10 protein-coding genes are annotated in these 12,560 nt (G+C 64.5%); 5 read left to right on the top strand and 5 right to left on the bottom strand.

Annotated features, from left to right (window positions below):
* The first annotated feature begins 95 nt into the window (after positions 1–95).
* Both BSY16_RS10100 and smc read left to right on the top strand, forming a co-directional pair.
* A complete protein-coding gene (locus tag BSY16_RS10100; protein ID WP_069059534.1) occupies positions 96–941 on the top strand; it encodes a DsbA family protein in 846 nt (281 codons plus the stop codon).
* Between the two features lie 75 nt (positions 942–1,016).
* Entirely contained in the window at positions 1,017–4,481 is a 3,465-nt protein-coding gene (gene smc, locus BSY16_RS10095; RefSeq protein ID WP_069061481.1) for a chromosome segregation protein SMC, read from the top strand.
* A gap of 24 nt (positions 4,482–4,505) precedes the next feature.
* On the opposite strand, the gene BSY16_RS10090 is transcribed toward smc, so the two are convergent.
* Positions 4,506–5,276: an N-acetylmuramoyl-L-alanine amidase gene (locus BSY16_RS10090; RefSeq protein ID WP_150129922.1), complete on the bottom strand. Its 771-nt coding sequence runs from the start codon at positions 5,274–5,276 to the stop codon at positions 4,506–4,508.
* A gap of 368 nt (positions 5,277–5,644) precedes the next feature.
* Here BSY16_RS10090 and BSY16_RS32390 point away from each other — a divergent pair, with 368 nt between their 5' ends.
* Positions 5,645–5,791, top strand: coding sequence for a hypothetical protein (locus BSY16_RS32390; RefSeq protein WP_171902405.1), 147 nt, complete (start codon positions 5,645–5,647; stop codon positions 5,789–5,791).
* Positions 5,792–5,971: 180 nt separating this feature from the next.
* Positions 5,972–8,641, top strand: coding sequence for a pyruvate, phosphate dikinase (gene ppdK / locus BSY16_RS10085; protein ID WP_069059532.1), 2,670 nt, complete (start codon positions 5,972–5,974; stop codon positions 8,639–8,641).
* Positions 8,642–8,699: 58 nt separating this feature from the next.
* Here ppdK and BSY16_RS10080 read toward each other — a convergent pair whose 3' ends face one another.
* From BSY16_RS10080 to BSY16_RS10070, 3 genes are all read right to left on the bottom strand, one after another.
* The gene (locus tag BSY16_RS10080; protein ID WP_150129921.1) at positions 8,700–8,957 is read right to left on the bottom strand and encodes a hypothetical protein; all 258 of its coding nucleotides are present in this window, start codon (positions 8,955–8,957) and stop codon (positions 8,700–8,702) included.
* A 61-nt stretch (positions 8,958–9,018) separates the two neighbouring features.
* Complete coding sequence (locus tag BSY16_RS10075) at positions 9,019–9,399, bottom strand: hypothetical protein (RefSeq protein ID WP_069059531.1); 381 nt, start codon at positions 9,397–9,399, stop codon at positions 9,019–9,021.
* A 183-nt stretch (positions 9,400–9,582) separates the two neighbouring features.
* Positions 9,583–10,281 carry a pentapeptide repeat-containing protein gene (locus tag BSY16_RS10070; protein WP_069059530.1) on the bottom strand — a complete coding sequence of 233 codons (699 nt, stop codon included), beginning with the start codon at positions 10,279–10,281 and terminating at the stop codon, positions 9,583–9,585.
* Positions 10,282–10,709: 428 nt separating this feature from the next.
* Here BSY16_RS10070 and BSY16_RS10065 point away from each other — a divergent pair, with 428 nt between their 5' ends.
* Positions 10,710–11,615: a DUF1499 domain-containing protein gene (locus BSY16_RS10065; RefSeq protein ID WP_069061479.1), complete on the top strand. Its 906-nt coding sequence runs from the start codon at positions 10,710–10,712 to the stop codon at positions 11,613–11,615.
* Here BSY16_RS10065 and BSY16_RS10060 read toward each other — a convergent pair whose 3' ends face one another.
* A complete protein-coding gene (locus BSY16_RS10060; RefSeq protein WP_069061478.1) occupies positions 11,616–12,557 on the bottom strand; it encodes an MBL fold metallo-hydrolase in 942 nt (313 codons plus the stop codon).
* Positions 12,558–12,560: the final 3 nt, after the last annotated feature.

Raw genomic sequence — 12,560 nt, 5'->3', positions numbered from 1 at the left:
GGAGTGCCAAGAGCAATTTCGGGTGCGAAGCGGTTTTCCGTCCGGGCTTGCGTCGATGGACCCAAGAATTCTTATCCCTTCCGACAGGAGAGACCATGTCCCTTTCCGAAATGAGCCTGATGAAGCGCCTCCTGACCGGCGCTGCCGTTGCGGCGCTCGCCGTGACGCTGGCTGCCTGCTCCGACGAGAAGAAGGAGGAGACCGCCAAGGCTCCCGAGACCAGCCAGACGACGACCGGCGAAAGCGCAAGCTCGACGCCTGCAACGTCTACCGGCACGGCGACCGAAACCTCCACGACGACGACCACCACCACCACGACTCCGGCCGAGACGGCTCAGAAGCCTGCGGCAGAAGTTCCGTCCGCTGAGGGCGACGTCGATATGGCGGAAGTGCTAAAGCCCGGCGCGCTGCCGGACATGGTGATCGGCGAGGCGAATGCCCCCGTCACCATCGTCGAATACATGTCGACGACCTGCCCGCACTGCGCGGCCTTCCACAACAATACCTTCGATGCGATCAAGGCGAAGTATGTCGATAGCGGCAAGGCTCGTTTCATCGTACGCGAATTCCCGTTCGATCCGCGTGCCGCTGCCGCCTTCATGCTGGCGCGCTGCAAGCCGCAGAACCCGGCCGAGCTGACGGATGCCGCACAGTATTATCCGATGATCTCGATGCTCATGAAGCAGCAGGAAACCTGGGCCGCCGCACAGGATGGCCGCGAAGCACTGCTCCAGATGTCGAAACTCGCCGGTTTTACACAGGAGAGCTTCCAGGCCTGCTTGACGAACCAGAAGCTTCTGGATGATGTGAACGCGGTACGTGAACGCGGTGCCAAGGAATTCGGCGTCGCAGCGACCCCGACCTTCCTGATCAACGGCAAGCGCTATTCGGGAGACATGTCGGTTGACTCCATGTCGGCCCTCATCGAAAGCCTTCTTTGATCCTTCGACCGGATTTCCGGCGGGCGACGGCGAAAGCCGTGCGCCCGCTTTTTGCTTTTTGGCACGGGTGAACGCATGAAGTTCACCAAGCTCCGTGTGCTCGGTTTCAAGTCCTTCGTCGAACCCATCGAATTTGTCATCGAGCGCGGCCTCACCGGCATTGTCGGGCCGAACGGCTGCGGCAAGTCGAACCTCGTCGAGGCGCTGCGCTGGGTGATGGGGGAGAATTCCTACAAGAACATGCGCGCGTCCGGCATGGACGACGTCATCTTCTCCGGCTCCGGCCACCGCCCTGCACGCAACACCGCCGAAGTCGGCCTCTATCTCGACAATTCCGACCGCACCGCGCCCGCCGCCTTCAACGACCAGGACGAAATCCAGGTCACGCGCCGCATCGAGCGCGAGAACGGCTCGGTCTACCGTATCAACGGCAAGGAAGCGCGCGCCAAGGATGTGCAGCTGCTCTTCGCCGACGCCTCCACCGGCGCCCGCTCGCCCTCGATGGTGGGCCAGGGCCGTATCGGCGAACTCATCCAGGCAAAACCCCAGGCCCGCCGCCAGCTGCTCGAAGAGGCGGCCGGCATTTCCGGCCTGCATTCGCGCCGCCACGAGGCGGAACTGCGCCTGCGTGCCGCCGAAACCAATCTCGAACGGCTCGACGACGTCACCTCGCAGCTCGAAAGCCAGATCGAGAGCCTGAAGCGCCAGTCGCGCCAGGCGAACCGCTTCAAGGCGCTCTCCGCCGATATCCGCCGCCACGAGGCGATGTTGCTGCACATTCGTTGGGTGCAGGCGAAGGAGGCGGAAGGCGAGGCGGAAAGCCAGCTCAACCAGGCGACCTCGCTCGTTGCCGAGCGGGCGAATGCGCAGATGCAGGCGGCCAAGGACCAGGCCATTGCCAGCCTGAAACTGCCGGAACTGCGCGAGAACGAGGCCAAACTCGCCGCCGTGCTGCAGCGTCTGCAGATCGCGCGCGCGCAACTGGAAGAGGATTCCGCCCGGCTGCTGCGCCGCCGCGACGAACTGACCCGCCGCCTCGCGCAACTTGGCGAGGACATTGTTCGCGAGGAGCGCATGGTGGCCGACAATGCCGCCGTACTGGAGCGACTGACGACGGAAGAGGAAGAGATCGGCGAAATCCTCGCCGAGGCTGACGAACGCGCCGAGGCCGCCCGCGAAACGATGGACGAGGCCGCGGCAAAACTCTCCGAGAGCGAAGCGGCCCTTGCCGCCGTCACCGCCGAGCGGGCCGAGGCGTCAGCGTCACGCAACCAGCTCGAAAAGGCGATCCGCGACCTCTCCGAACGCCACCTGCGCCTCGGCCAGCAGCTTGATGCGCAGGCCCGCGAACTCGATGAGATGGACGCCCGCATTTCGGATCTTCCCGATCCCGAAGAGCGGCGCGCTGCCGTGCAGTCGGCGGAAGAGGCGCTGGAGACGGCTGGCGAGATGCTCGTCGCCGTCGAGGAGGCGCTGGAGGAAGCCCGTTTCAGCGAATCCGCCCTGCGCAGCCCGGTCGATACGGCGCGTGCGCGCCTCGCCGGCATCGAAACGGAGGCGCGCACCATTCGCCGCATGCTGGAGGCCGGCAGCGGTGACGGTTCCTTTGCGCCGGTCGTCGACGACGTGCATGTCGATCGCGGGTTTGAGACGGCTCTCGGGGCAGCCCTTGGCGACGATCTCGATTCACCCGCCGATAGTGCGGCACCCGTGCATTGGCGGCTCACCGGCAACATGTCCGACGATCCGCACCTGCCGGCCGGCGTGACCGCGCTCACCACCCATGTCCGCGCGCCAAACGTGCTGCACCGCCGTCTTGCCCAGATCGGCGTCGTTGCAAGCGTCGATGAAGCGCTTTCCCTCCTGCCGCATCTGCGGGCCGGCCAGCGGCTCGTCACCCGCGAAGGTGCCGTCGTCCGCTGGGATGGTCACGTCACCGGTGCCGATGCGCCAAGTGCTGCCGCCCTTCGCCTGGAACAGAAGAACCGCCTCGCCGAACTCGAGGCGGAGCTGGACGCTGCCCGGGCAGCATTAGCCGATGCGCAAGCCGATCTCGCCCGCGCCGGCGAGGTGATCCGCGCCGAGACTCAGCGCCAGCAGCAGGCGCGCGAGGCGCAGCGCAACGCCACCCGCACGCTTGCCGAAGCGCGCGACGCCCTGGAGGCCGCCGAACGCGCCTCCGGCGACCTCATCCGCCGTCGCGACGTGCTCGCGGAAACCCGGGTGCAGATCGAGGCGCAGGTCGAGGAGGCCGCGCAGTCGCTGGAGGATGCGCGTGCAGCGTTGGAAGACGCCCCCGACCTCGCCGATCTCGATCTCAGCCTCCGCACCCGCACGATGGAGGTCGCGACCGACCGGGCGACGCTGGCCGAAGCGCGCGCCGCCCACGACGGCCTTGCCCGCGAAATGGCCGACCGCCGTCGCCGGCTGATGGCGATTTCCGCCGAGCGCGAAACGTGGAGGGGCCGCGCCGCCAATGCGGAAAGCCACATCGCCACGCTGCGCGACCGCGAGGGGGAAGCGCGCGAAGAGATGGAAGGGCTTGCCGAGGCGCCCGACGAGATCGAGGAAAAACGCCGCGAGCTGCTGACCGGCCTGACCAATGCCGAAGCTGCCCGCCGGGAAGCCGCCGACGCCTTGCAGGAGGCGGAAAACCACCAGCGCGAAGCCGACCGCACCGCCACGACCGCCCTTTCGCAGCTTGCCGAATCGCGCGAAACCCGCGGCCGCGTGGAAGAACGCCTCGTCTCCGCCCGCGAGCGCCGCGTCGAGGGCGAGGCGCGTATCCGCGAGGCGCTGTCCTGCGCACCGCACGAAGCGCTGAGGCTCACGGGGCATCCGGCGGGTGCGCCGCTGCCGGACCCGCGCGATCGTGAAAGGGACCTCGATCGGTTGAGGATCGAGCGCGAACGTCTCGGCGCCGTCAACCTGCGCGCCGAGGAAGAGCAGAAGGAACTGACCGAAAAACTCGATGCCATCGTCGCCGAGCGCGAGGATATCATCGAGGCCATCCGCAAGCTGCGTTCGGCGATCCAGAGCCTCAACCGCGAGGGCCGCGAGCGCCTGCTTGCCGCCTTCGATGTGGTCAACGTGCAGTTCCAGCGCCTGTTCACCCACCTCTTCGGCGGCGGCACGGCGGAGCTGCAATTGATCGAGAGTGATGACCCGCTCGACGCCGGCCTCGAAATTCTCGCCCGCCCGCCCGGCAAGAAGCCGCAGACCATGACGCTGCTGTCCGGTGGCGAACAGGCATTGACCGCGATGGCGCTGATCTTCGCCGTTTTCCTCACCAACCCGGCGCCGATCTGCGTGCTGGACGAAGTGGATGCGCCGCTCGATGACCACAATGTCGAACGCTACTGCAACCTGATGGACGAGATGGCGGCCTCCACCGAGACCCGCTTCGTCATCATCACCCACAACCCCATCACCATGGCCCGCATGAACCGCCTCTTCGGCGTCACCATGGCCGAACAGGGCGTGTCGCAGCTGGTGTCGGTGGACCTGCAGACGGCCGAGCAGCTGCGCGAGGCATCCTAGGCTTCGGCCGTCGTTTTTTCGGTCTTACGATACCGCGACGAGGAAGTCGGACGAAACCCACCCGACATGGCCCTGCGGTGTTCGAACCTGCCACCAGGCTTGCTGCATGGCGATACGCTCGACCAGAGTATTCTCCGGCAGTTCGCCGACCTTGTCTCCGCCGGGGCTGGACCTGAAATTCAACGTCGAAGGAGCCACGCCCTTGACGCGAAAACGGGGCAGCCTGAGATCGGACGAGAGGGCGCCATGCATCGACGGGTTCAATCCGTCGAGTTCTATGGCAATGCGGCGACGCATCTCGTCGCCAATGGGGCGGTGGCCGACGAAGGCATTCGTAAAAGACAGACGGGTTATATCCCACTTGCCATTCTGCAATATGCCGAGCGTTGGCTGAACCTCGGCATGGGTCAGTATTGTTTGCCGGGTTACAGGGATGTCGTAGCGTTTCGCCAACTGGGCAGCCGCTTTTATCATGGTGTCCCACTGTATTTCCTGGAGCGGATTGCTTCCGCTGGAAAATGGGCTCTCACGGGCGCCGGTCATCGAGCACACCGATATGCCTATTGCCCCTGTATTGGCATTCTTCGTGTGGGAAGCATGCCCCGAACTGGGAGCGCCCGGAGCATTCGCTGCAATCGATTTGTCGCCACGGACGAGATTTCCATCGCCCTCGACAAGTATATGGTAGGATTTCTTGTCGGTGCTGTTGGCCGTGTGGCCACCGGCAGTCCAATGCACATGAACACGTTTCATGGCGGCATCCGGCATCCATGAACTGGGGATACTTGTTGGCATGATCCTCTCCCTATGTTTTGTAAGCTGACTCCAATTTCCATCAATAAATATTCAGGCGAGCAGGCTCACCGTGAGGCCACTACTACTCGCGTCATGGGGTGTTTTTCTTCAGAAGATGGCAGCGCTTCGCTCTTCCGGGCAGGAAGTGACACTTCCTCGTCCAGATGGCCTCGTTCATTCTGCATGCTCGGCTATGGTGATCGCAAAAATACCATTTCCACCTCGGCTTGCACAAGATGTCCGTGATGTTCGCCGAGATGTTTTTTGCGGGTCGGTTTCGCGATCCTGGCGCGGAACAAAGCCTTGCCTCGTGCATTTATGGGCACCTGCAGGCTTTTGCAGACGCGTGATACAACTGGGGACCAAACGTGGATAGAAACGCACTTTACATGCTCATCGGCGCACTCATCGTCGTGGTGGCCGGCTTTTCCTATTATGCCTATCAGCAGGAAAAGCAGCCGGACGGCGTCGAGATCAAGCTCAACGAGCAGGGGCTTTCCATCGAGGGAAACTGAGCGACCTTGTCTGGCTAACCACAAGCCGTGTTCCCGCAGGAGCACGGCTTTTATATTTGGTTTCTATAATTTTGCATCGCCGTCGTAATTTTGATGCAATGCAGCAAAAAACTCATCATCTCGCGTTTTCAAAGACATGCTGTTCATGTAGATTGAGAAAACGCATTTGGGGAGGCGTCGATGGAGAAGTGGGTCTATACCTTTGGGGATGGTCGTGCCGAAGGCAGTGCGGGCGATCGCAATCTGCTCGGTGGCAAGGGCGCAAACCTTGCCGAAATGAGCAATCTCGGCCTGCCGGTGCCGCCCGGCCTCACCATCGTTACCTCCGCCTGCAACCACTATTACGATAACGGCCGCATGCTGCCGGAGGGCTTGAAGGACCAGGTCCGCGCCGGCATTCGCCACATGGAGGCGATCACCGGCCGCAATTTCGGCGATACGGCAAAGCCGCTGCTGCTCTCCGTGCGGTCCGGCGCGCGTGCCTCCATGCCGGGCATGATGGACACCGTGCTCAATCTCGGCCTCAACGATCACACGGTACAGGCGCTTGGCCACGATGCGGGCGATGCGCGCTTTGCCTGGGACAGCTACCGCCGCTTCATCCAGATGTACAGCGATGTCGTCATGGGCCTCGACCACGAGGTTTTCGAGGAAATCCTGGAAGACGAAAAGGGCCGGCTCGGCCATGAGCAGGACACCGAGCTTTCGGCCGTCGAGTGGCAGCATGTCGTCGGGCGCTACAAGGAAACCATCCGGGAAGAGTTGGGTGAAGAATTCCCGCAGGACCCGGAAGTCCAGCTCTGGGGTGCGATCGGCGCCGTTTTCGCAAGCTGGATGAATGCCCGCGCCGTCACCTATCGCCACCTGCACAATATCCCGGCCGTCTGGGGCACCGCGGTCAACGTCCAGGCCATGGTCTTCGGCAATCTCGGCAATGCGTCGGCCACCGGCGTTGCCTTCACGCGCAATCCCTCGACGGGCGAAAATTCGCTCTATGGCGAGTTTCTCGTCAATGCGCAGGGCGAGGATGTCGTCGCCGGCATTCGCACGCCGCAGAACATCACGGAAGAGGCGCGCATCGCCTCCGGTTCCGACCGGCCGTCGCTGGAAAAGCTGATGCCGGAGGCCTTTGCCGAATTCTGCGGCATCTGCGACCGGCTGGAGCGGCACTACCGCGACATGCAGGACCTCGAATTCACCATCGAGCGCGGCAAGCTCTGGATGCTCCAGACCCGTTCGGGAAAACGCACCGCCAAGGCGGCGCTGCGGATCGCCGTCGACATGGCGACGGAAGGACTGATCAGCGAGGGGGAGGCCGTCGCGCGCATCGATCCCGCCTCGCTCGACCAGCTGCTGCACCCGACGATCGATCCGCGCGCGCGCCGTGACGTCATCGGCTCCGGCCTGCCGGCCTCGCCGGGGGCCGCAACGGGTGCGATCGTCTTCACCTCGGAGGACGCCGTGCAGGCGCAGGAGGAAGGCCGCAAGGTCATTCTCGTGCGTATCGAGACGAGCCCGGAAGACATTCACGGCATGCACGCCGCCGAGGGTATTTTGACCACGCGCGGCGGCATGACGAGCCATGCGGCCGTCGTTGCCCGCGGCATGGGCACGCCCTGCGTTTCCGGCGCCGGCACGCTGCGCGTCGACCTGCGCAACGAACTGCTGGTCGCCCATGGCGTGACGCTGAAGCGTGGCGAGATCATCACCATCGATGGCTCGTCCGGCCAGGTGCTGAAGGGCGAAATCCCCATGCTCCAGCCGGAGCTTTCCGGTGATTTCGGCCGCATCATGGAATGGGCCGACCGCACGCGCCGCATGAAGGTGCGCACCAATGCCGAAACGCCGGCGGATGCCCGCGCGGCACGCTCCTTCGGCGCCGAAGGCATCGGCCTCTGCCGCACGGAACACATGTTCTTCGAGGGCAGCCGCATCAATGTGATGCGCGAGATGATCCTTGCCGAGGACGAGGCCGGCCGCCGCGCATCGCTGGCAAAACTCCTGCCCATGCAGCGCTCCGACTTCGTCGAACTGTTCGAGATCATGCATGGCCTGCCGGTGACCATTCGCCTGCTCGATCCGCCGCTGCACGAATTCCTGCCGAAGACGGACGAGGAGATCGCCGACGTGGCGACGGCGCTGTCGATCGACGAAGCGGTGCTGCGCCGGCGTGTCGATACGCTGCACGAATTCAACCCCATGCTCGGCCACCGCGGCTGCCGACTGGCGATCTCCTATCCGGAAATCGCCGAAATGCAGGCGCGCGCCATCTTCGAGGCGGCGGCGGAAGCCGCCCGTGCGACGGGTGCCGCCGTCGTGCCGGAAATCATGGTGCCGCTCGTCGGCCTGAAGGCGGAACTGGACTATGTGAAGGCCCGCATCGAAAGCGTGGCAAAGGCGGTCATCGCCGAGAGCGGCGTTGAGATCGACTATCTCGTCGGCACGATGATCGAGCTGCCGCGTGCGGCACTCCGCGCCCATGTCATTGCCGAATCGGCGGAGTTCTTCTCCTTTGGCACCAACGACCTGACGCAGACGACCTTCGGCATCTCGCGTGACGACGCCTCGGCCTTCCTGTCGACCTATATCCAGAAGGGCATCATCGAGCAGGACCCGTTCGTCCAGCTCGATTTCGACGGGGTGGGGGAACTCATCCGCATCGCCGCCGAACGCGGCCGGCGCACGCGGGGCGACCTGAAGCTCGGCATCTGCGGCGAACATGGCGGAGACCCGGCATCGATCCACTTTTGCGAAGAGGCGGGTCTCGATTATGTGTCGTGCTCACCCTTCCGCGTGCCGATTGCGCGGCTCGCCGCCGCACAGGCCGCCTTCAAGAGCGTCAAGGGCTGAGAGAAGACAGGCGCCGCGCTCGGCGGCGCCAAGGTCCGCAAAAAGTCAGGCGTCGCGTTCAGCGGCGCCGGTCACGCACGTAGATATAGGTCGGCCCACCCCAGAACGGATCGTTCACCCGGGCTGAGCGGAAATCCGCGCGTCGGTCGAGATCGATGCGTTGCAAGCACTCGGCAAACGCATCCGTGCCCGCGCGAAAACCGTAGGAGCGGCATTTGTTCTCGTCGTTGGCGCGCACCTCTGCGGCTGTCTGGCAGCCGGCAAGCAGGAGGGCGGTGGTGGCGAGGACGGCAAGGCGAATCAGCATCTTGGACATGCGAACTCCGGCAAACTGTTGCGCGCCTTGGATAGGCCTGTCCGCGCCGCGCCGCAAGTCCTCAGATGCGTTGTAGAACGTCGATGAAGGCGTCCGCGAAACGCTTCAGGTCCTTGGTCTTCTCATCGGGATTTTCCACCCGGATGGAGGCACCTTCCGCGTCGAGCAACGCGAAAACCACGGCAAGCGCACCATCTTCGCCCTTCGGCACGCGCAGCGCCGCGATACGCCGGCAGTCCTCCGCCAGGCCCGAGGCCGGCAGGTCGAACAGGAAATCGCCGCCGACCTGACCGGCCGCCGTGCGCACGGCCTCGGTAAAACCGGCATCGTCGCCGGAAAAGCCATCGAGCGAGAGTTCGAGTTCCAGAAGCTCCAGGGGAAGGGCGGGTTCTCCAGCCGGAATGGCGGCAGGTGTCTCGGCGACCGTCTGCGTCGGCAACATCGTCTTGCTCCTTTACTACCCCCGTTTGTGAACGTTCGTTAACGAGCGTGGCAAATTTGCGGCACGCAAGGAAATTCGTGTCGCATGCGGGAGAAACGGAGCCGGTCAACGCCCATTTCGGACTGAGGGCGGAGTTCCGTACGATACGACGACTGTCGACGTCTACCGCGGCGGCCCTTGAGATCAGAGAACGTTCAAACCGAGTTCGGAGAGCAAGTCGGCCGCCTGTGCCCGCGAAATGACCGCGCCCTTGAACTGTTTGGCATTGTTCAGACGCACGCCGCCAAGGTCAGCACCGCGCAGGTCGGCGCCATCGAACCGGCTGTCGACCAGATGCGCTTCACGAAGGCTGCAAGCCTCGAAAACGGCCTCGCGGAAATCGCAGCGGGAAACATCGGCGCCGCTGAAGTCGAGGTGCTTCAGGTGCAACTTGCGGAAGGAAAAACCCGGCAGGCGCGCATCTGCGAAGATGATTTCCTCGAAGTCGCAGCCAAGCGTGCGGGCTTCCGCGAAATTTGCACCGGACAACTTGCAGCGCTTCAAAGACGAGGAGGTCAAGATCACGCCGCGAAAGCCGCCATTGTTGAAGTCGCATCCCGCGATTTCGGACTCCGACAGATTCGCCCCGGTGAAGTCGGCAAAAGGTCCGCGGCAGCTCGACCAACGGCTCTCGGTCAGCGTCGCCCCGGTGAACTTCGCGCGCGTCAACCGGCACGCATCGAAGGTCCATCCCGTGAAAGCGAGGCGGGACAGGTCGGCCTCTTCGAGATTGCAACGCTGCAGCGTCACCGGGATATTGCGGGCAACCAATGCTGAGATCGCCTCTCTGTCGAGCGTCTGTTCCGTGACGATGAAGCTGTTCGGCGGGCTTTCAGATTGCATTGGTCAGTTCCTTTCATGCGGACACCTCCCATCCGGCCTGGAGGCGAGGTTCAATACCATGGTTTTGTGCTGCCGCCCGAAATGCTCGACGTCCTCTCGCGCTGCCGCACGGCACGCGGATGCAACCCCAAAGCCAGCGCGCGGCCGTTGTGTCGGCCAGATCCTGCCCGCGTTCGATTGATGCCGCCTGGCCGAAGCCGGTCCAGCTCAAATGGGGCGTCCAGCGTCTTCGTAGTGGCGACTTTGTTGCCTGTTGATAACTGCTCGATTTCACGGCGAAAGAATCTGTTCAGGAACCGTGTCGCACGCGCCCCTTCGTGCATGCGGCGCCACCTCAATGGAAAGCCCCCCACGCAATGCCGATGGAAAAATCTGCCGTCCTGCGTTAGGGAGAGGAGACGGCAGACGCATCCGGTGAGGCCATGGCGATCACGATCCAGTATGAACGGCCTGTTTCGCATGCGGCGTATTGGGCGCGACGCTTGGCGCTGTTGTCCTGCGTGCTGTTCATTGCCGTCGTACTGTCGCACCGCTTCGGCCCGCTGACGACGCCGCATTTCCTTGCACTGGCAGGGTTTGCCGCGGCGATGGCCGGGCTTGCCGTGCTGCTGGCGGCGACCGGGCTCGCCCGCCTCTGGCATGTCGGCGCGCGCGGCGGCAAAGCCGCCCTTGCGGCGCTGCTGTTTGCGCTGCTGCCGCTCGGCGTGACGGGAGCTGCCGCCTATGCCTATTTCTACAAGCCGGCGATCTACGACGTGACGACCGATACGGTATCGCCGCCGCCCTGGTTGTCTCAACCTTCTGCCGCGCAGGATTGGCTGCCGCGCCTCGGCACAATCACGCCGCGCGACCGCGAGGTGCAGCTCGATGCTTATCCCGGTCTTTCCGGCCGGCGCTACGAGGGCGCGCTCGACCGCGTCTATCAGGGCGTGCGCAAGGTCGCCACGGCCTATGGCATCACGATTACCGCCGAGGACGGGCTCGACAACATACTCGCCGATCTCGAAGACCTCGTGGTCGATCCGAAGAAGGTAACGCAGAGCGCCGAGGCATTGGGCGAGGTACCGATCCCCGAGGCGCGCCCGCTCGAAACGCCGCTGATCCCCTCTGTCGGTGGCGCCGGCGATGTTCTCCTGCAGGGGGAATGGCGCTCGCCGGTCTTCGGCTTCCGCTTCGACGTGGTCATTCGCTTGCGCGAAGAGGCCGAGACGACGCTTGTCGACATGCGCGCGGCCTCGCGCTACGGGCCACACGACCTGGGCATCGGTGCGTCTCTTGTCGAAGGTTACCTGAAGGCGCTCGACGCCGAGCTGCTCGGCATCGCGGGCGATTGATCAGAGGCCGGGTGCGGGGAAATACAGTCCCGTCAGCGAGGGCGGTCCCTCGGTCACCACTTCGCCGCGCGCGACCAGGTCCTCCAGATGCGCCAGCACCGAAAGTGCTGCCGCGCCATGCAGGCGGGGGTCGGTTTCGCGGTAGATCACCTTCACCATGTCGGCGATCAGCCGGTCGCCGGCGCGAATACGTTCGCGCACCGCCCGCTCGCGCATGCGCCGATGGGTGCGCAGGCCACGCAGGAACGCGGCCGGCTCGGTCACCGGCCCGCCATGGCCGGGAAAATAGAGGCGGTCGTCCCGCTCCAGCAGCCGATCGAGCGAGGCCATGTAATCCGCCATGGCCCCGTCCGGCGGCGCCACGATGCTGGTTGCCCACGCCATGACATGGTCGGCGGAAAACACGATGCCCTCCGGCCCGTCGAGGGCGAAGGCGGCATGGTTTGCGGTGTGGCCGGGCGTCAGCAGCGCCGTCAGTGCCCAGCCGTCACCCTCCACCCGGTCGCCATGGGCAAGTGCAACATCCGGCACGAAGTCCACGTCCGAGCTCTCTGCGAAGGGATTGCTCTCGCCGGCATGCAGCGGCCGGGACGCCCGGTGCGGGCCTTCCGCAACGACAATCGCGCCGGTCTCCGCCTTCAGCCGGCGGGCGAGGGGAGAGTGGTCGCGGTGGGTGTGGCTGACGGCGATATGCGTCACCTCGCGGCCGGCAAGCGCCGTCATCAGCGCCTGGAAATGCGCCTCGTCCTCCGGGCCGGGGTCGATCACCGCGACCGACCGATCGCCGACGATGTAGCTGTTCGTGCCGTGAAAGGTGAAGGGGCTCGGATTGTTGACGGTAACGCGCTCGACACGCGCGGCGACCGGCACCGCCTCGCCATAGGCTGGCTTGAACTCGAGATTGAAATGCGGGGGTTCCCGGCTGTCGTCTTGCTTGGAGATCGC

It is taken from the genome of Sinorhizobium sp. RAC02, from assembly GCF_001713395.1.
Classification (GTDB): Bacteria; Pseudomonadota; Alphaproteobacteria; order Rhizobiales; family Rhizobiaceae; genus Shinella.
Note: the sequence above shows the minus strand (reverse complement) of the source record. Positions and strands in the feature narration are given on the sequence as shown.

Bases quoted from the DNA above. Each gene is read 5' to 3' on its own strand.
- BSY16_RS10090 (WP_150129922.1), bottom strand. From the start codon at position 5,276: ATGCCAACAAGTATCCCCAGTTCATGGATGCCGGATGCCGCCATGAAA.
- BSY16_RS10075 (WP_069059531.1), bottom strand. From the start codon at position 9,399: ATGTTGCCGACGCAGACGGTCGCCGAGACACCTGCCGCCATTCCGGCT.
- ppdK (WP_069059532.1), top strand. From the start codon at position 5,972: ATGGAGAAGTGGGTCTATACCTTTGGGGATGGTCGTGCCGAAGGCAGT.
- smc (WP_069061481.1), top strand. From the start codon at position 1,017: ATGAAGTTCACCAAGCTCCGTGTGCTCGGTTTCAAGTCCTTCGTCGAA.
- BSY16_RS10100 (WP_069059534.1), top strand. From the start codon at position 96: ATGTCCCTTTCCGAAATGAGCCTGATGAAGCGCCTCCTGACCGGCGCT.
- BSY16_RS10080 (WP_150129921.1), bottom strand. From the start codon at position 8,957: ATGTCCAAGATGCTGATTCGCCTTGCCGTCCTCGCCACCACCGCCCTC.
- BSY16_RS10070 (WP_069059530.1), bottom strand. From the start codon at position 10,281: ATGCAATCTGAAAGCCCGCCGAACAGCTTCATCGTCACGGAACAGACG.